Source organism: Streptomyces mobaraensis NBRC 13819 = DSM 40847, from assembly GCF_017916255.1.
GTDB classification, from domain to species: domain Bacteria; phylum Actinomycetota; class Actinomycetes; order Streptomycetales; family Streptomycetaceae; genus Streptomyces; species Streptomyces mobaraensis.
Map to the genome: position 1 here is coordinate 7,021,571 of NZ_CP072827.1, position 18,000 is coordinate 7,039,570.

General features: G+C 72.8%; 20 protein-coding genes. 17 read left to right on the forward strand and 3 right to left on the reverse strand.

Translation table 11 applies throughout. The features are described 5' to 3' along the window. Nucleotides 1–70: 70 nt before the first annotated feature. The 5 genes from J7W19_RS30335 to J7W19_RS30355 all read left to right on the forward strand — a co-directional run bounded on the left by J7W19_RS30335 (nucleotide 71) and on the right by J7W19_RS30355 (nucleotide 4,593). Entirely contained in the window at nucleotides 71–964 is an 894-nt protein-coding gene (locus J7W19_RS30335; RefSeq protein ID WP_201768228.1) for a methyltransferase domain-containing protein, read from the forward strand. After that, entirely contained in the window at nucleotides 961–2,004 is a 1,044-nt protein-coding gene (locus tag J7W19_RS30340; protein ID WP_004946340.1) for a TauD/TfdA family dioxygenase, read from the forward strand. Before J7W19_RS30335 ends, J7W19_RS30340 begins: the two co-directional genes overlap by 4 nt. A gap of 77 nt (nucleotides 2,005–2,081) precedes the next feature. Continuing rightward, entirely contained in the window at nucleotides 2,082–3,260 is a 1,179-nt protein-coding gene (locus J7W19_RS30345) for a phosphoserine transaminase (RefSeq protein ID WP_004946338.1), read from the forward strand. Next, nucleotides 3,257–4,135: an inositol monophosphatase family protein gene (locus J7W19_RS30350; RefSeq protein WP_004946335.1), complete on the forward strand. Its 879-nt coding sequence runs from the start codon at nucleotides 3,257–3,259 to the stop codon at nucleotides 4,133–4,135. Before J7W19_RS30345 ends, J7W19_RS30350 begins: the two co-directional genes overlap by 4 nt. After that, a complete protein-coding gene (locus tag J7W19_RS30355) occupies nucleotides 4,105–4,593 on the forward strand; it encodes a YbaK/EbsC family protein (protein ID WP_004946333.1) in 489 nt (162 codons plus the stop codon). Before J7W19_RS30350 ends, J7W19_RS30355 begins: the two co-directional genes overlap by 31 nt. Nucleotides 4,594–4,666: 73 nt before the next feature. On the opposite strand, the gene J7W19_RS30360 is transcribed toward J7W19_RS30355, so the two are convergent. Next, entirely contained in the window at nucleotides 4,667–4,996 is a 330-nt protein-coding gene (locus tag J7W19_RS30360; protein WP_004946329.1) for a branched-chain amino acid transporter permease, read from the reverse strand. Beyond that, entirely contained in the window at nucleotides 4,989–5,786 is a 798-nt protein-coding gene (locus J7W19_RS30365; protein WP_004946327.1) for an AzlC family ABC transporter permease, read from the reverse strand. The genes J7W19_RS30360 and J7W19_RS30365 overlap by 8 nt, the downstream gene beginning before the upstream one ends. Before the next feature lie 62 nt (nucleotides 5,787–5,848). On the opposite strand from J7W19_RS30365, the gene J7W19_RS30370 reads away from it, so the two are divergent. The 8 genes from J7W19_RS30370 to J7W19_RS30405 all read left to right on the forward strand — a co-directional run bounded on the left by J7W19_RS30370 (nucleotide 5,849) and on the right by J7W19_RS30405 (nucleotide 13,077). Beyond that, entirely contained in the window at nucleotides 5,849–6,307 is a 459-nt protein-coding gene (locus tag J7W19_RS30370; RefSeq protein ID WP_078588065.1) for an Lrp/AsnC family transcriptional regulator, read from the forward strand. Between the two features lie 171 nt (nucleotides 6,308–6,478). Then, a complete protein-coding gene (locus J7W19_RS30375; protein ID WP_004946319.1) occupies nucleotides 6,479–6,781 on the forward strand; it encodes an urease subunit gamma in 303 nt (100 codons plus the stop codon). A 28-nt stretch (nucleotides 6,782–6,809) separates the two neighbouring features. Then, nucleotides 6,810–7,121 carry an urease subunit beta gene (locus tag J7W19_RS30380; protein WP_040890248.1) on the forward strand — a complete coding sequence of 104 codons (312 nt, stop codon included), beginning with the start codon at nucleotides 6,810–6,812 and terminating at the stop codon, nucleotides 7,119–7,121. Beyond that, nucleotides 7,114–8,871 carry an urease subunit alpha gene (locus tag J7W19_RS30385; RefSeq protein WP_004946315.1) on the forward strand — a complete coding sequence of 586 codons (1,758 nt, stop codon included), beginning with the start codon at nucleotides 7,114–7,116 and terminating at the stop codon, nucleotides 8,869–8,871. The genes J7W19_RS30380 and J7W19_RS30385 overlap by 8 nt, the downstream gene beginning before the upstream one ends. Continuing rightward, nucleotides 8,871–9,575 carry an urease accessory protein UreF gene (locus tag J7W19_RS30390; protein WP_106429637.1) on the forward strand — a complete coding sequence of 235 codons (705 nt, stop codon included), beginning with the start codon at nucleotides 8,871–8,873 and terminating at the stop codon, nucleotides 9,573–9,575. Before J7W19_RS30385 ends, J7W19_RS30390 begins: the two co-directional genes overlap by 1 nt. Before the next feature lie 259 nt (nucleotides 9,576–9,834). Further along, the gene (gene ureG, locus J7W19_RS30395) at nucleotides 9,835–10,527 is read left to right on the forward strand and encodes an urease accessory protein UreG (RefSeq protein ID WP_004948718.1); all 693 of its coding nucleotides are present in this window, start codon (nucleotides 9,835–9,837) and stop codon (nucleotides 10,525–10,527) included. Then, nucleotides 10,524–11,351, forward strand: a complete 828-nt coding sequence (locus J7W19_RS30400) for an urease accessory protein UreD (protein WP_004948721.1) — start codon at nucleotides 10,524–10,526, stop codon at nucleotides 11,349–11,351. The genes ureG and J7W19_RS30400 overlap by 4 nt, the downstream gene beginning before the upstream one ends. 181 nt (nucleotides 11,352–11,532) lie before the next feature. Continuing rightward, on the forward strand, nucleotides 11,533–13,077 hold the full coding sequence (locus tag J7W19_RS30405; RefSeq protein WP_004948723.1) for an alpha/beta hydrolase: 1,545 nt from the start codon (nucleotides 11,533–11,535) through the stop codon (nucleotides 13,075–13,077). A 250-nt stretch (nucleotides 13,078–13,327) separates the two neighbouring features. Here J7W19_RS30405 and J7W19_RS30410 read toward each other — a convergent pair whose 3' ends face one another. Then, the gene (locus J7W19_RS30410; protein ID WP_078588124.1) at nucleotides 13,328–14,680 is read right to left on the reverse strand and encodes a helix-turn-helix domain-containing protein; all 1,353 of its coding nucleotides are present in this window, start codon (nucleotides 14,678–14,680) and stop codon (nucleotides 13,328–13,330) included. A gap of 186 nt (nucleotides 14,681–14,866) precedes the next feature. Between J7W19_RS30410 and J7W19_RS33575 the strand changes: the two genes are divergently transcribed. Genes J7W19_RS33575 through J7W19_RS30425 form a run of 4 tightly spaced genes read left to right on the forward strand, consistent with a single transcriptional unit; the run spans nucleotide 14,867 to nucleotide 17,967 of the window. Further along, nucleotides 14,867–15,001 carry a hypothetical protein gene (locus J7W19_RS33575; RefSeq protein WP_267939170.1) on the forward strand — a complete coding sequence of 45 codons (135 nt, stop codon included), beginning with the start codon at nucleotides 14,867–14,869 and terminating at the stop codon, nucleotides 14,999–15,001. 17 nt (nucleotides 15,002–15,018) lie between these two features. Continuing rightward, the gene (locus tag J7W19_RS30415) at nucleotides 15,019–16,194 is read left to right on the forward strand and encodes a cupin domain-containing protein (protein WP_004948728.1); all 1,176 of its coding nucleotides are present in this window, start codon (nucleotides 15,019–15,021) and stop codon (nucleotides 16,192–16,194) included. Between the two features lie 29 nt (nucleotides 16,195–16,223). Then, nucleotides 16,224–17,084, forward strand: a complete 861-nt coding sequence (locus J7W19_RS30420; protein ID WP_004948731.1) for an aldo/keto reductase — start codon at nucleotides 16,224–16,226, stop codon at nucleotides 17,082–17,084. After that, entirely contained in the window at nucleotides 17,068–17,967 is a 900-nt protein-coding gene (locus J7W19_RS30425; protein ID WP_004948732.1) for an aminoglycoside phosphotransferase family protein, read from the forward strand. The genes J7W19_RS30420 and J7W19_RS30425 overlap by 17 nt, the downstream gene beginning before the upstream one ends. Nucleotides 17,968–18,000: the final 33 nt, after the last annotated feature.

The window sequence follows — 18,000 nt, forward strand, 5'->3', positions numbered from 1 at the left end:
GCCGTCCGAGCACACGATGTTAGCCCCGGCGCCCGCCCCGGCCTCGGTACCGGACCCGGCCCCGGCCTCCGTGCCGAGCTTCACCTTCGACCCGTCCGACCCCTGGACGGTCACCTTCCAGGCCGGTCTGGAACGCGCCGGACTGCGCGGCCGGCGCGTCTACGAGGTCGGCGTCGGCAGCGGCGCCAACGTCCTGCACCTGCTGCGGCGGTGCGGCGCCGCGCACGTCACCGCCAGCGACCTGGATCCCCGACTGCCGCCCCTCGCCCGGCGGTTCGTCATGGACGCCGCCCCCGGCCTCGCCGGCCGCTGCCGGTTCATCGAGGGATCCGTCAGCCTCGTCGACGGGCCCGCGGCCACGGAGGCGGTCGTCGCCGCGGACACCGTCGTGGCCTGCCTGCCGCAGGTGCCGGACCCCGGGGACGCGATGTACACCCGGTTCCGCGCCGCCCATCTGCGGACCGGCCCCGAGACCGGCGGCCCGCTCCGGATCACGGACCACGCGGCCCACTACTACCCGTGGTCCGCCTTCGACGACCACCCGTTCAACGCCGTGGGCCTCGGCCTGATCGAGGCGCTGCTCCGCCGCGTCCGCGCCCGCGCGCCCCGGGCCGAGGTGGTGCTCAACCTCGGCTGCCGGATCGGCAAGGACGTCCTGACGCGGCTGTTCCGCGCGCACGGCTACCGCCCCGAGGAGCTGGCCTCCCGCGTCGTCCCGCAGGACGGCCGCACCGACATCACCTTCTTCGCCGCCCTGGAGGCGGCGCTGCGCGGCACCGGCCACGAGAAGGACTTCACCTGCTCCTTCTCCGCCGACCCCGAGGGCCGCCGGCCGCTCTCGGCCACCGAGGCCGCCGACCGGCTCGCCGCCGACCCCGGGACCCCGGTCTTCCACGAGATCTGCGTGCTGCGCGGCCGGCCCACCGCTTTTGACGACGTCCCCGACGAGGAGGACCGGCGATGACGACCGAGGCGACCGCTCCCGCCTTCCAGCGCGTCGGACTCGGCGCGTCCTTCCGGCTGCCGGTCCGCGGGCGGAGGTTCCTCGCCGGGTCCGCCCACGAGAGCTTCCCGGACAGCGTGCCCGACGCCAACGGGATGATCCCGGCCTTCGCCGTCGCCGACCCGGCGTCCTCCGGGCTCACGGCGGCGGTCCGGGAGCTGATCGACGCGACGCTGCCCGCGTCCGGCGGCCTCCTGCTGCGCGGCCTGCCGCTGACCGGCAAGCCCGGCTTCGAGCGGCTGGTCGCGGATCTGGGATACCCGCCCATGGGCTACCGCGGCGGCATCGCCGTCCGCCGCAACGACACCGGGGCCGCGCTCGCCACCAGCGACGAGGACCCCCGCATCACCCTCTCGCCGCACAACGAGATGGCCTACCTGTCCGACCATCCGCGCAAGGTCTTCTTCTACTGCGAGACCGCGGCGGGCGAGGGCGGCGAGGTCCCCGTCAACGACATCCGCGAGACCGGCCGGATCCTCCCCGAGGGCCTCCGCGCGGAGTTCGCCGAGCGGGGCGTGCGCTACCACCGGAGACTGGCACGCACGGCGACCGCGGGCGCCATGGGCTGGACCGAGACCTTCGGCACCGAGAACAAGGACGACGTCGCGGAGCACCTGGCCGCGTCCGGCCACGTCTTCCGGTGGGGCCCCGGCGACGAACTGCACTACCACTACCGCCGCGACGCCTTCACCACCCACCCCGAGACCGGCGAACGGCTCTGGTTCAACCAGATCACCGAACTCCACAGCTCCTACTGGCGCGCACACCCCGACTTCCCCACCGACCTCCCTGACCACGCCTACCCCGCGACCACCAGCTACGGCGACGGCGAGCCCATCGACGAGGACACCATCGCGTTCCTCCGCGGCCTCCTCTGGCGCACCACACACGCCGTACGAATGCGGCCGGGGGACGTCCTGGTCCTCGACAACCAGGTGCTCCAGCACGGGCGGTTCGCCTTCACCGGGCCGCGCCGCCACTTCGTCAGCCTCACCCGCTGACCCCGCCCCTCGTGCCGCCGTCCGTCGGGCCCCGCGCCCGGCGGACCCGCCCTCGTGTACCGGAAGGACGAACGCCCGTGCGGGTGTCGAACCCCCTGTCCAAACCCGCCCTCAAGCCCGAACGGCCGTGGTTCTCCTCCGGCCCCTGCGCCAAGCCGCCCGGCTGGGACCCCGGCGATCTCAAGGGCGCCTTCGTCGGCAGGTCCCACCGCCACCCCGAGGGTCGCGCGCGGCTCCGCGAGGTCATCGAGACCTCCCGCCGGCTGCTCGGCCTGCCGCCCGACCACCGGCTCGCCATCATCCCCGGCTCCGACACCGGCGCCGTCGAGACCGCCCTCTGGAACCTTCTCGGGCACACCGGCGTCGAGGTGTGCGCCTGGGAGAACTTCGGCCTCACCTGGCTCCACGACATCGTCGAGCAGCTGCGCGTGCCCGACGTCACCGTCCACTGCGCCGCCTCCTACGGCGGCCTGCCGGACCTGAGCGCCGTCGACTTCTCCCGCGATGTCGTCTTCACCTGGAACGGGACGACGTCCGGCGTCCGCGTCCCCGACGCCGACTGGATCCCCGCCGACCGCGACGGACTCACCATCTGCGACGCCACCTCCGCCGTCTTCGGCATGGACGTCGACTTCGCCAAGCTCGACGTCGTCACCTGGTCGTGGCAGAAGGCGCTGGGCGGCGAGGGCGCGCACGGCATGCTCGCCCTGTCCCCGGCCGCCGTCGAGCGGCTGGCGGTCTTCCGGCCGGACCGGCCGATTCCCAAGGTGTTCCGGATCGCCCGCGACGGCGCGCTCCTCGACGAGGTGTTCGACGGCTTCTTCGTCAACTCGCCGTCCATGCTGGCCGTCGAGGACGTCCTCACCGCCCTCGACTGGGTGGAGCGGATCGGCGGGACGCCCGCCACCGTCGCCCGGTCGCGCGCCAACCTGGACGCCGTCGCCCGCTGGGTGCGCGCCACCCCCTACGTGGAGTTCCTGGCCGAGGACCCGAGGACCGTCTCGCCCACCAGCATCTGCCTCCGCTTCACCCACCCCCGCTTCACCGCCCTCCCGGCCCCGGAACAGGCCGCGTTCGCCCGCCGGGTGTGCGCCCGGATCGAGGAGAACGGCGCCGGGTACGACATCGGCGCCCATCGCGAGGCGCCCCCCGGCCTGCGGATCTGGGGCGGGCCCACCGTCGACACCGCCGACGTCGAGGCCCTGCTGCCGTGGATCGACTGGGCGTTCGCCCAGACCCTGGGGGAGTACGCGTGAACCCGGCACCCGACGCTCACGCGGCCGAACTCCTCCGCTTCGCCGAACGCCTCGCCGACGAGAGCCGCGCCGTCCTCGCCGCGGCGGCGGCCGAGGTGACGCGGGTCGACGTCAAGGCGGACAACAGCTTCGTCACCGCCACCGACCGCGCCATCGAGGCCCGGCTGCGTGCCCGCATCGCCGACGCCTACCCCCACCACGGCGTCCTGGGCGAGGAGTTCGGGTCGCACGGCCTCGACGCGGACGTGGTCTGGGTCCTGGACCCGGTCGACGGCACCGCGCCGTTCATCGCCGGGATCCCGGTGTACGGCACGCTCATCGGGGTGGCCCGGGGCGGCCGGCCCTGGCTGGGCGTCCTCGACTACCCCGCGACCGGGGACCGCTGGGTGGGCGTGGACGGCGTCCTCGCCGAACGCAACCGGGTCCCCGTCCGCACCCGCCCCTGCCCCCAACCCGCCGCCGCGCTCGCCACCTGCTCCAACCCCGACTTCTTCGGCCCGGACGAGCGGCCGGCGCTGGCCCGGGTCCGGGACCAGGTGCGGTACACGCTGTACGGCGCCAGCTCGTTCGCGTACGGGCTGCTCGCCGCGGGCCGGACGGACCTGGCCGTCGACAGCGGCCTGAAGCCCTACGACGTCTTCGCGCCCGCCGCCGTCGTCGGGGGCGCGGGCGGGGTGCTGACGGAGTGGTCGGGCGCCCCGCTCGGCCTGGACACCCACGGCCGGGTCGTCGCGGCGGGCGACCCGGAACTGCACCAGGCGGCCCTGGGCCTGCTGGGCGGGGAGGGCCCCGGGGTCTGGCATGATGCCCCCGCCGGACTGCCGACGGGAGAGACAGGCGATCGATGGCCTCCGAGGACATGTACCGCAAGTTGATCGCCCTGCTGGACGAGCGGGGCGCCACCTACCGGGTGATCGAACACGAGCCGGAGGGGGTGACCGAGGCGGTCAGCCGGCTGCGCGGCCACGACCCCGGGCAGGCCGCCAAGTGCATGGTCGTGATGGTCAAGGTGGGCAAGAAGGTGACCCGTTACGCGGCGGCCGTCATCCCGGGCGACAAGCGCGTCGACTTCGCCAGGATGAAGGCCCTGTACGGCGGGACCTACGCCGGGTTCGCGCCCAAGGAGGTGGCCGAGGAACTGGCCGGGACGCCGGTGGGGACCATCCCGCCGTTCTCCTTCGACGAGCGGCTGCCCCTCTTCGTCGACCCCGAACTCTTCCGGCACGACGAGCTGTTCTTCAACGCGGCCCGCTTCGACCGGACCATCGCGCTGGCGACCGAGGACTACCGGTCCATCGCCCGGCCCCGTGCCGAGCGGATCGCCCAGCCCTGAGGACGGGACGGGCCCGCCGTCCGCGTGACGGCGGGCCCGTCCGGGTCCCGGAACCGGCCGCCGTGGGATGGGATCAGCCGAAGACCGCGCTGGCGAGCAGCACGTGGACGACGGTGCCGGCGAGGACGGACAGCAGGAGGTTGCGCCGCCACAGGTGCAGCGCCACGGTGAAGGCCAGCGCGATGACGGTCGGCCAGGCGCGGTCGGGGACGTGCGGATCGAAGTCGCGCAGGGTGTAGACGGCGAGGACGACCATCACCCCGACCGGCATCGCCTTCCTGAGGTAGACGACCAGCGGGCTCGACCGCAGGGGGGCCAGGGCCGCGAAGGGGAGGGCGCGCAGCGCCCAGGTGACGGCGACGGCGGTGGCGACCGCCGCGATCAGGTATCCGGTGTCAGGCACGGGCCCGCTCCTTCCGGTCCTGCGGATTCTGCCGGTCTTTCCGGTCCCGCCGCTCCTTCTTCGAACAGGCGTAGCGGGCCAGCAGCCCCGTGGTGAACAGCGCGAACCCGACGAGCAGCATCTGCCCGGGGAACAGGAACCGGGCCACGAGCGCGCAGGCCAGGGCCAGCAGCGGGGTGGGGATGTCGCGGCGGGCGCGGAAGGCGTCGATGGCCAGCACGGTGAACAGGGCGGTCACCGCGAAGTCCAGCCCCTTGACCCCCTCGGGTATCACCGAACCCAGCAGGGCACCGGTCGTCGCCCCGCCGGCCCAGTAGCAGTGGATGAACACCTGGAGCCAGAGGATCCGCCGGCTGGGGTAGTGCTGGGCGGCCTCGCCGGCGGTGACCGCGTACGCCTCGTCGGACAGCGCGAAGGTGCTGTACACCTTCCCGAGCCGCCCCCGGACCCGGTGCAGCGGGAAGGACAGGGCGTAGAAGACGTGCCGGAAGTTGACCAGGAACGCCGTCACCGCGATCGACGCGAGCGGCGCGGTCGACAGCACCAGGCCGAGGAAGAGGAACTCCAGGGAACCGGCGTAGATGAAGCCGGAGAAGACGCTCGCCCACCACCACTGGAGCCCGGAGTGGGCGACCAGGACGCCGAAGGCCACGCCCATCGGATAGGCGCCCAGGCCCACCGAACCGGAGTCCTTGAGCGCGCGTCGCAGGTCCGTCCGCAGCCCTTCGCGGGGGGCCGGAGGGGAGGGGGCAGTGCCGGTGCCGACGTGTTCGGCCGGGAGGGTCGCCATACGGCAATCCTAGGATGTATGCCGACTTATATGGTTTCGAAATATGACCGTAGGGTGGGCGTATGAGTAACAAAAGTAAAGTCGACCAGGTTGATCGTGACATCTTGTATCACCTGCAGCAAGACGGGCGGCTGACCAACGTCGAACTGGCCCGGCGGGTCGGCCTGACGCCCCCGCCCTGCTTGCGCCGGGTGAAGCGGCTGGAGGAGGCCGGGATCATCACCGGCTACCGGGCCAGGGTCAACCACGAGGCGGCCGGGCGGGGGCTGGAGGTGCTGGTCTCCATCGAGGTCTCGGTCAGCGACCTGAAGACACTGGAGGGGCTGGAGTCGACCATCGCGGCGTACGAGGAGGTCGTCGAGTTCCGGCGCGCGTTCGGTACGCCCGACTACCACCTGCGGGTGCTGGTCGCCGACTACGCCGCCTACGAGGCGTTCCAGACCAACAAGATCATCGGTATCCCCGGCGTCGCCCGGGTCATCTCGCAGCCGACCATGAAGAAGATCAAAGTGATCGACTGACCGTTCCCGGCACGTCCGTTCGCCATGGTGACGCAAAGCGGCGGTTAACACGGTGGAAAAGGTTGCGCAGTAACTTGCAATCACCGGCCCCCGGGCGGGTCCGAGCCCGTCGGCACCGTGCTGAACTGGGGTAACGTCCCGCTGCGTTCGGACGACAGTGAGGTGGGACCTGTGCGACTGACCCCGCACGAGCAGGAGCGGCTGCTGATCCATGTGGCCGCCGACGTCGCCGAGAAGCGCCGGGCCCGCGGGCTGCTCCTCAACCACCCCGAGGCCGTGGCCCTGATCACCGCGCATGTCCTGGAGGGCGCCCGCGACGGACGGACGGTGGCCGAACTCATGGCGTCCGGACGGAAGGTGCTCACCCGCGACGAGGTCATGCCCGGCATCCCCGAGATGATCCCCGACGTCCAGGTCGAGGCCACCTTCCCGGACGGGACCAAGCTCGTCACCGTCCACGAGCCCATAGCCTGACGAGGGGGAACCCATGACCGTCGACGCCCTGATCCCGGGTCAGGTCTTCCACGCGGACGAGCCCGTCCGCCTCAACGAGAACCTGCACCGCACCCGGGTCACCGTGCTCAACGCCGCCGACCGGCCCGTCCAGGTGGGCTCGCACTACCACTTCGCCGAGGCCAACCCGGGGCTGGACTTCGACCGGGCCGCCGCCCACGGCAAGCGGCTCGACATCCCGGCCGGCACCGCCGTCCGCTTCGAACCGGGTATCCCGGTAGAGGTGGACCTCGTCCCACTGGCCGGCAAGCGGATCGTTCCGGGGCTGCGGGGAGCCTGCGGGGGCCAGCTCGATGGCTGACTCCCCGGCCGGCGGGCCGCTCCCCGGGCCGCCCCGGCTCGACCGGGCCGCGTACGCCGCCCTCTACGGCCCCACCACCGGCGACCGCATCCGCCTCGCCGACACCAGCCTGCTGATCGAGGTGGAGGAGGACCGCTGCGGCGGGCCCGGACGCGCGGGCGACGAAGCGGTGTTCGGCGGCGGCAAGGTCATCCGCGAGTCCATGGGCCAGTCCCGGGCCACCCGGGCCGAGGGTGCCCCCGACACCGTCATCACGGGTGCGGTGGTCCTCGACCACTGGGGCGTCGTCAAGGCCGACGTGGGGATCCGCGACGGCCGGATCACCGGCGTCGGCAAGGCCGGCAACCCCGACACCATGGACGGCGTCCACCCCGACCTGGTGATCGGGCCCGAGACCGAGATCATCTCCGGCAACGGGCGCATCCTCACCGCCGGAGCCGTCGACGCCCACGTCCACTTCATCTGCCCGCAGGCCGCCGAGACCGCCCTCGCCACCGGGATCACCACCCTCGTCGGCGGCGGCACCGGCCCCGCGGAGGGCAGCAAGGCCACCACCGTCACCCCCGGCGCCTGGCACCTCGCCCGGATGTTCGAGGCAATGGAGGCGTACCCCGTCAACATCGGGCTGCTCGGCAAGGGCAACACCGTCTCGTACGACGCGATGCGCGCCCAACTGCGCGCCGGCGCCGTCGGATTCAAGATCCACGAGGACTGGGGGGCGACCCCCGCCGTCATCGACGCCTGCCTCTCCGTCTGCGAGGAGAGCGGCGCCCAGCTCGCCATCCACACCGACACCCTCAACGAGGCCGGGTTCGTCGGCGACACCCTCGCCGCCATCGCCGGGCGCTCCATCCACGCGTACCACACCGAGGGCGCGGGCGGCGGGCACGCACCGGACATCATCACCGTCGTCTCCGAACCCAACGTCCTCCCCAGCTCCACCAACCCCACCCGGCCGCACACCGTCAACACCGTCGAGGAACACCTCGACATGCTGATGGTCTGCCACCACCTCAACCCCGCCGTCCCCGAGGACCTGGCCTTCGCCGAGTCCCGCATCCGCCCCGGCACCATCGCCGCCGAGGACGTCCTCCACGACCTCGGCGCCATCTCCATCGTCTCCTCCGACTCCCAGGCCATGGGCCGCATCGGGGAGACCGTGCTGCGCACCTGGCAGACCGCGCACGTGATGAAGGCCCGGCGCGGCCCGCTGCCCGGCGACGGCCCGGCCGACAACCGGCGGGCCCGCCGCTACGTCGCCAAGTACACGATCAACCCGGCCGTGGCCCAGGGGCTCGACCACGAGATCGGCTCGGTCGAGGAGGGCAAACTCGCCGATCTGGTGCTGTGGGAACCGGCGTTCTTCGGCGTCCGGCCGCTGCTCGTGCTCAAGGGCGGGCAGATCGCCTGGGCGCAGATGGGCGACGCCAACGCCTCCATCCCCACCCCGCAACCGGTGCTGCCCCGGCCGATGTTCGGCGCGGTGGGCCGCGCCCCCGCCGCCACCTCCCTCAACTTCGTCACCCAGTGGGCCCTCGACGACGGCCTCCCCGAACGCCTCGGCCTCGGCAAGCGCTTCCTCCCCATCCGCGACACCCGGGGCGTCACCAAGGCCGACATGCGCGAGAACGACGCCCGGCCGCGCGTCGAGGTCGACCCGGACACCTTCACGGTCACCGTCGACGGCGATCCGGTGGAACCGAGCCCGGTGGCGGAACTCCCGATGGCCCAGCGCTACTTCCTCTTCTGATGGCTCCTCCGATGACGGCCGTCGACACCACTGCCCTCGGGGCCCTGCTCGTCCTCGCCGACGGCCGGTTCCCCGCCGGCGGCCACGCGCACTCCGGCGGCGCGGAGGCGGCCGTCGCGGCGGGCCGTATCCGGGACGCCGCCGACCTGGAGGAGTTCTGCCGCGGCCGGCTGCACACCGCCGGGCTGACCGCCGCCGCGCTCGCCGCGGCCGCCGCCGCCGGCGCGGACCCGCTCCTCCTCGACGAGGCCGCCGACGCGCGGACGCCGTCCCAGGCCCTGCGCGCCACCGCCCGCCGCCTCGGCCGGCAACTGACGCGCGCCGCGCGGGCGGCCTGGCCCTCACCCGCCCTCGACGCCCTCGCCGCGGCCCGCCCGCGCGGCGCCCACCAGCCCGTCGTCCTCGGCCTCACCGCCCGCGCGGCGGGCCTCGGACCGGCCGCCGCCGCGTACGCCGCCTGTTACGAGACGGTCGGCGGGCCCGCCACGGCCGTCGTCCGGCTCCTCGGCCTGGACCCGTTCGACGCGACGGCCGTCCTGGCGCGGCTCGCCCCGGAGCTCGACGCGGTCGCGGCGGCGGCCGCGGCGGTGGGGGCGCGGGTCCTGGACGAGGGGACGGAGGTGTTGCCGGCCGCTTCGGCGCCGCTGCTGGATGTGATGGCGGAGGTGCATGCGGGGTGGCCGGTGCGGCTGTTCGCTTCGTAGAGGGTGCCCCGGTCCCGCCCCTTCGCCGTTTCCTGGGGCTGCCGCCCCAGACCCCGCTTGTCGCGGCTTCGCCGCTCGTCCTCAAGCTCCCCCAGAGGGGGCACCCCCAACGGGCTGATTCCAGCCCGTTCGGCGCTTGAGGACAGCGCGCGCAGCGCGCTTCGGGGGTGCGGGGGCGGAGCCCCCGCAAGAAACGGTGAAAGGGCGGGGCCGGGGCACCCCAAAAGACCGCAACCACCCACCCAAGGGAGACCCGACCATGCACCTCGACCACCCGAACACCCCCTACCCCCACCGCCACACCTACTCCGCCCAACCCGCCCTCCGGGCGAACGGCACGCGCCGAGCGCTCCGCATCGGCCTGGGCGGCCCGGTAGGCACCGGCAAGACGGCGACGGTCGCCGCCCTCTGCCGAGCCCTCCGCGACGACCTCTCGATCGCGGTCGTGACCAACGACATCTACACCCGCGAGGACGCCGAGTTCCTGCTCCGCAACGCCGTCCTGCCGCCGGAGCGCATCACGGCGGTGGAGACGGGCGCCTGCCCCCACACCGCGATCCGGGACGACATCTCGGCCAACCTGGAAGCCATCGAGGACCTGGAGGAGGCCATCGAGGCCCTCGACCTGATCCTCGTCGAGTCGGGCGGCGACAACCTCACCGCCACCTTCTCCAAGGGCCTCGTCGACGCCCAGATCTTCGTGATCGACGTGGCGGGCGGCGACGACATCCCCCGCAAGGGCGGCCCGGGCATCACCGGCGCGGACCTGCTGGTCGTCAACAAGACGGACCTCGCCCCGTACGTCGGCGTCGACCTCGACGGCATGGCCCGCGACGCCAAGGCCCAACGCGGCGACCTGCCGGTGGTGTTCACCTCCCTCGCCACCGAGGGCGGCGTCGCGCCGGTACGGGACTGGGTGCGCGAGCGGCTCACCGCCTGGAAGCGGGCGTGACCGTCGGCGTCGCCGCGCGCACGGAGACGGCCGCCGTCCGGGCCGCCGCCCGCCTCGTCGCGGCCCCGGACGGCCGCGGCGGCACGGCGCTCCCCGTCCTGGCCGGCGAGGCGCCGTTCGCGCTCCGCAGGACCGGCCCCCGCGGCGCGGTGGCGCACGTCGCGCTGGTCGGCGCGATGAGCGCGCCGCTCGGCGGCGACCGGCTGACGCTGGCCGCGACCGTCGAACCCGGCGCCGCGCTCCGCTTCACCACCACGGCCGCCACCCTCGCCCTGCCCGGCCGGACGGGCGCCCCGGCCGCGTACGACATCCGGATCACCGTCGGGGACGGCGCGACGCTCCACTGGCTCCCCGAACCGCTGATCTCCGCCGCGGGCAGCGACCTGCGCACCACCACCCGCGTCGAACTCGCCCCCACGGCCCGGCTGCTGTTCCGCGAGGAGCAGGTGCTCGGCCGCGCGGGCGAGCCGCCCGGGCGGCTGACCGCCCGGCTGACCGTCCACCGCGCCGGCCGCCCGCTCTACGACCAGGAGCTGGCCTACGGGCCGGGGGCGCCCGGCTGGGACGGCGGCGCGGTCCTCGGCGGCCACCGGGCCGTGGGGCAGCTCCTCGCCGTCGATCCGGACTTCGGCGACGCGCCGCCGGTGCCGCCGCCGCACACGGCCGAGGGGGCGGTGGCCGCCGCCATGCCGCTCACCGGCCCCGCCGTCGCCGTGAGCGCCGTGGCCTCCGACGCGCTCCGGCTGCGCGCGCTCCTGCGCACGGCGGAAAGGGCGCTGACGCACGGGAGTGATGAAGGACGCCTCAGGAGGCATCCGGCATGACGTCATCCTTACGGATTAGTAAAGATTCACCCGAACAACCTGTCCATCTTGGTACGGGAGACGGAATCATCCCTGGTGCAGCTCTGTGATCATCGCCGTCCCGATCCGAGGACGGCGTTCCCAGCAGGGGGATTCCCACGTGAGACCTAAAGCGATACTCGGCGCGGCCACCGGCACCGTGATGACCGGCGCCCTCGTCGCGGGCTTCCTGGCCGCTCCGTCGGCCGGCGCCACCGAGCGCGTGCCCGGCGGCGCCGCCGAGGCCAAGGGCGTGCAGGCCGCTGCCGCGAAGGCGGCCAAGACGGGCATCAAGTGGCAGGACTGCCCCGCCACCTGGGGCCTGGAGAAGCCCATCCAGTGCGGTTGGGTGACCGTCCCGGTCGACTACGCCAAGCCGAACGGCCCGACGATCAAGATCGCCGTGGACCGTGTCCGCTCCACCGGCACCGCCAAGGAGCGCCAGGGCTCGCTGGTCTACAACCCGGGCGGCCCGGGCGGCTCCGGCCTGAAGTTCCCGCGCAAGGTCACGACGAAGAACCCCATCTACACCAAGGTCGCCAAGGCCTACGACTTCGTCGGCTTCGACCCGCGCGGTGTGGGCAAGTCCGCCCCCATCTCCTGCGTCGACCCCAAGGAGTTCGTCGCGGCCCCCAAGGCCGACCCGGTGCCGGGGAACGAGGCGGACAAGCTGGCCCAGCGCAAGCTCGCCAAGCAGTACGCGGACGGCTGCGCCAAGCGCAGCGGCAAGATGCTGCCGTACATGACGACGATGAACACCGCCCGCGACCTCGACGTCGTGCGCGCGGCCCTGGGCGAGAAGAAGCTCAACTACCTGGGCGTCTCCTACGGCACCTACCTCGGCGCCGTCTACGGCACGCTGTTCCCGGGCCACGTCCGCCGCATGATCGTGGACAGCGTCGTCAACCCGGCCACCAGCAACATCTGGTACGACGCCAACCTCGAGCAGGACATCGCCTTCGAGGGCCGCTTCAAGGACTGGGAGCAGTGGGTCGCCAAGTACGACTCGGTCTTCCACATCGGCAACAGCCAGGCCAAGGTGCACGCCCAGTGGCTGAAGCTGCGCGCCGAGGCGAAGAAGAAGCCGATCGGCGGCGTCGTCGGCCCGGCCGAGCTCGTCAACTTCTTCCAGAGCGCCGCGTACTACGACTCCTCCTGGATCCCGGTCGCCGAGACCTGGGCCAAGTACCGCTCCGGTGACAAGAAGGCCCTCGTCGAGGCCGCCGGTCCGGACCTCGCCGGTGCCGTCTCCGCCGAGAACGGCAACGCCGTCTACACGGCCGTCGAGTGCGCCGACGCCAAGTGGCCCACCAGCTGGAAGAAGTGGGACCGCGACAACACCCGCATCCACCGCCAGGCCCCCTTCATGACCTGGGCCAACGCCTGGATGAACCTCCCCTGCGCCACCTGGAAGGGCCCGCAGGGCACGCCCCTCGAGGTCAAGACCTACAAGGGCCTGCCGCAGACCCTCATCGTGCAGTCCACCCGCGACGCCGCCACCCCCTACGCCGGCGCGGTCGAGCTGCACAAGCGCTTCCAGGGCTCCCGCCTGATCACGGAGAAGGGCGCCGGCTCGCACGGCGTCACCGGCCTGGTCAACCCCTGCATCAACGACCGGGTCGACACCTACCTGCTCACCGGCAAGGTCGACGCCAAGGACGTCACGTGCACCCCGCACGCCGTCCCGGCGCCGAAGGCCGCCAAGTAGGCGCGTAAAAGCACTGGTACCGCAGGTCAGCGCCCTGGAGCGAACGCTCCAGGGCGCTGCTGTGTGCAGGCCGCGAGAGTCGGCGGGGTGGGTGGGCCGCAGACCATAGGGTCACGCTGGGTTCGCCCAGGTCGGGGCTTCAACTTTCGGCGCTGAGGATGGCGACTAAGCCCCGGCCGTCTCGGGCCACCACGGCGGTGGCATCGCGAGCCGGACGTCGGCGGTGCTCGACATGGGGCACAGCAGAGTCCTAGCCGGGGACCGCGCCGGTGCGCGCGGCGAATTCGCGGACGCCGGGGAGGCGGACGGGGGTGTAGACGAGGTCGGCGGTCAGGGCGCGCACGGACGGGCGCCGTGCTTCCTCGGGCGCCTCACGTTCGATGGAGCGCAGGGCGGCGTAGGTCCGCTGGTGGTTGCCAAGCTGGTGCCACATGCGGGCGGTGTCGGTGTAGTACCGGGCACGGCGCTCGGCGGTGGGGAACGCGGCGGGGTTGATGCGCTGCATGGGGGCGATGCCGTCGTCGGGCCGGCCGAGGGCGTTGAAGATGGAGATGCGCATGCCGTCGCATTGCTCGGGGGTGTCCTGGAGGGTGAGCCGGTGCCCGGCCCCGTGACGGCGACCGATGTCTTCGGCCTGGTCGACGAGGTCAAGCGCCAGGGCGCGGTCTCCGGTGTGCGCGGCCGTGTAGCCGCCCGTCAGCAGAAGGGACGCCCGGACGCCCTGGGCATCGGCATCGGAGGCGTCGTCGAGTTGCGCGCAGGTGCGGGTGAGCAGGTCGAGGGCTGCGTGGTGGCGGCCGGCGTGGCGCATGGCGACTGACAGCATGCGGGCGGCCTCGCCGATCGCGGGTGCGTGGCCGGAGGCGCGAGCGGCGGTGAGGGCGCGGTCGGCGGCCACCCAAGAGGTCTCCGAACGCGATTTGATGGCGAGTTCGCAGGCCAGGGAGTAGGCGCGCGCCGCGACGGCGTGGGCCTCTTCGCGGGCGTGGCCGGTCAGAGTATTGCGGGTGGTGTCGACGGTGGCCAGCAGCGCGGGCAGGCGGGCGGCGAGGTGCCGGTATTCGGCGCGGCGGAAGTCCTCGCGGGCGCCGTGGAGGGCCATGGTGAGTCGTGCGACGGTGGAGGGCGCGGCCGGCGGCGGCTGGAACAGCGCGGTTTCCAGGGCGGTGCCCGGATCGGCGGCTCGTCGGGGGCCGGCGGCGGCCGTTCCGGCCAGTGCGGCGGAGCCGATTCCGACCGCGCCGGTGAGAAAGTACCTGCGGCGCACAGCGTCCTCCTGCTCGCCCTCGACATCGTCTCTCGCCACCGTAGCCGCCCGGGAGGGGGTTGTACGGGGGCTCGCGAGATCCGTGCCGATGACTCGCCGAGGAGGGTGAGCCGCGGCGAGCAGCTCATCGGTTGGGATGCCCAGCGCGGCGGCGATGCGCAACAGGACGGGCACCGGCGGGACGAGTTCACCGGATTCGACACGGCAGACCCAGGACGCGGAATAGCCGAGCACCGCACCCAACTGGGCCTGGGTCATGCGGGGCCGCAGTGCGTGGCGGCGGCTGCGTACGAGTGCACCGATATCGCGTGCGGGCGGGGCGGTGGTGGTCTGCATGAGCACCTGCCTCCTGAGGGCCCGAGGGCGCCCATCACCGTACTCGGGACCGCCCGCGCCGGTAGGCCGATTCGGAAAACTTGCGGATTCCTCAACGCAGTTGCGTACCCGACGGCGGGCCGTACTCGGCGGCCGGTCGCGGGGGGACTCTGGCGTGGTCGGACTCCCACCACAACGGAGGTCAACATGGCGAACACCGACAGCACCACCAGCGCGGCGGCCGGGCTGCTGCGGTCGAAAAACCTGATCAGCGCGGCCCGGGGCCGCAACGTCGTCCCGTCGGACGGCGGTGGCACCGGCAAGAGCGACAGCAACGACTGACCGGGGGAATCGTCGCGATGACGTCTGTGCGCATCGCGGAGCGCCTGGGCGAGGACTTCCTCGCCCAGGCGTTGCACCGCGAATTCCGCCACGTGCCCGCCGCGATCGACCCGTCCGGGCTGCTGACATGGGACGACCTGAACCACATCCTGGCCGGCCACCGCCTGGACCCCCCGCGGCTGAGGCTGTCGCAGGACGGCGAGACGCTGCCGCAGCGCTCCTACTGCGAGTCGGTCACCACCCGCCGGCACACCGTGTGGCACCGCCTCCACCCGGCCCTGCTGCACGCCAGGCTCGCCGAGGGCGCGTCCCTCGCACTGGATCAGGCCGACGAACTGCACCGTCCGGTCGCTGCCCTGGCGGAGGAGTGCGAACAGCTCTTCCGCACCCGGTTCCAGGCCAACGCCTACGCCTCCTGGACAGCCACAGAGGGGTTCGGCACCCACTGGGACGACCACGACGTTCTCGTCGTGCAACTCGAAGGGGCCAAGCACTGGAAGATTTACGGCCCCACCCGTCCGCACCCGCTCTACCGTGACACCACCGAACCGCAAGCGCCCCCGGCGGATCCGATCGCCGACCTCGTGCTGCAACCCGGGGACCTGCTGTACCTGCCCCGGGGCTGGTGGCACGCGGTGACCGCCGACCAGGGAGTGTGTTCCCTCCACCTGACCTACGGGTTCCAGACGCACACCCCCTCGGACCTCCTCACCTTCGTGAGCGATCAGCTCCTCGGCCACGCCGAGTTCCGCGCCGACCTGCCGCTCCTGGCCGGCCGGGAAGCCCAAGCCGCCTTCGTCACTCGGATCGGCAGGCTGGTGCGGGAACAGCTCGCGGATCCGGCGTTGCTGACGAGGTACGCGGAGTCGATGGACGGCAGGGACACGGGCCGGATGACGCCGAGCCTGCCGCACCTGACGGCGGTGCCCGCCGACCCGGACATCCGGGTACGGCTGACCACCGCGCGCGCCCTTCTCACCACCACCGAGGACGGGGTGCACCTGGCGGCGGCCGGCCACAGCTACGAGTTCGCCCCGGCCGCCGGGCCCGTGCTCGCCAGGCTCGTCTCCGGCGGTGAGCACCGTGTCGGGGACCTCGCACGGGCGGCCGGCATCACCCCGGCCGAGACGGCCGACCTGGTCCAGGTACTCGTAGATGGGCAGGCGGCCACACTCACCCGGGCGACACGGTGAGCGCCGTCCTGGGACTGGGGACGTATCGCGTGCGCGCCGCCGACCAGGCGGCGCGCACTGCCGTCGAAGGCGGCGCCATTTGGGTGGACGCCGCCCCGAACTACGGCGACGGCCACACCCATGCCGCTCTCGCCCCGGTGCTCGCCGACCACCCGAAGACCCACCTCGCGACGAAGACGGGTTTCGTGGCCCCGGGGCAGCGGTGGGCGGCGGTGGCTCAGGGCGTTCTCAGCGAGGGCCAGGCCGCCGCCGGACACAGCCTCGACGGCGGCTTCGTGCGGTGGCAAACCCGTCAGTCGGTGGCCGACCTCGGCCGAGTCGATCTTGTGTTCGTCCACAACCCGGAGAGCACTGCACGCCACCGTCCGTGGGTCCATGCCCGCGTCCGCGGGGCGTTCGCGGCCCTGGAGGAGTGCGTCGACGCCGGGCTGATCAGCGGCTACGGCGTAGCGACGTGGACCGGGTTCGGCGCTGGGATCTTCACCGTGCCCGAGCTGCTGGGCCTCGCAGCGCAGGCCGCCGGCGGCGACCATCACCTCGCCGCCGTGCAATTGCCGGTGAGCCTGGTCATGGATGCTCCGATTCGGCAGGCACTGAACGGTGGGGGCCCCTTGGTCGAAGCCCGCGACGCCGGCCTGCTCACCTTCGCCTCCGCACCGCTGCACGGCGGTGAACTCCCGGAACTCGTGACGCCGGAATTGGCCGCGCTGATCCGGCCCGGCCTCTCCTCGGCCGCAGCCTGCCTGTTGGCGGTCGCGTCAACCCCATGCCTGGACGTCGTCCTGCTGTCCGCCAGCACTTCCGAACACTGGGCCTCAGCGCGCGATGCCGTGGCCCTACCGTTGGAGGGCCGCCGACTTCAGGAGATCATCGATGTACTCGCCGCCTGACTCCTCGACCGCCGAGCGCATGCGGGCCGCACACCGTGATGCCGCCGGAGCCCTGGGCATCGACGGTGAGGGCGAGGAATTTTGGGGGTGGGCCGGACGCACCCTCGGCCGGCCCGGGACCGCCGCCGGTGGTCGCAGGGTCTGGCTGCGGCTGGTCACCGCGCCCGCCGAGAAGGCGGAGGGGAAGCTGTGGGAGGGCGCAGAAGCGGCGCAGCGGGCGTTCGCCGACCTCGGTGGGCGCCGCCCGCAGCTCCTCGCCCTCCACGAGAGAGTCGCGGACGGCGTCGCCTACCGGGCCGAGTTGAGCGAGTACGTCGACGGCGCCGTCATCTCTGCCGACCCGATCCTGCAAGGTCCCGTCCACGTGCCGGCCGGCTGGTGGAGCGATCTCCGGGATGTTCTGCTCACGATCACCGGGGCGGACACGGACCGCGTCGCCGTCCGACGTGCGTACCTCGAGCGCGCTGTGCCCCAATACCTCGACACCGAACTCCCCGAGCACATCCGGTGGACGACAGCCCACGGCGACCTGCACTGGGCGAACCTCACAGCCCCCAGCCTGCGCCTCCTGGACTGGGAAGGGTGGGGCCGGGCTCCGTACGGATACGACGCGGCCACGCTCTACGCCTACAGCCTGACGGACCCAGGTACCGCCGCCCGCGTCCGTGACGCATTCCCCGAACTCGGCACACCCGATACGTGGGCGGGCGAGGCCGCGATCGTCGTCGAACTCCTGCAGACCACGGCCCGGGGAGACAACCAGGCTCTGATCGGCCCCTTGGAGACCTGGGCCCGGCGCCTGCGAGCGACCGCTCAGCACGTCAGCCCGTCCCCCCGGGCGCACTGGACCGCCTGCGGCGTCAGGCGGCACTTCGGGCGGTGATCGGCAGTCGCCGAAGCTCCTGGAATCCCATCT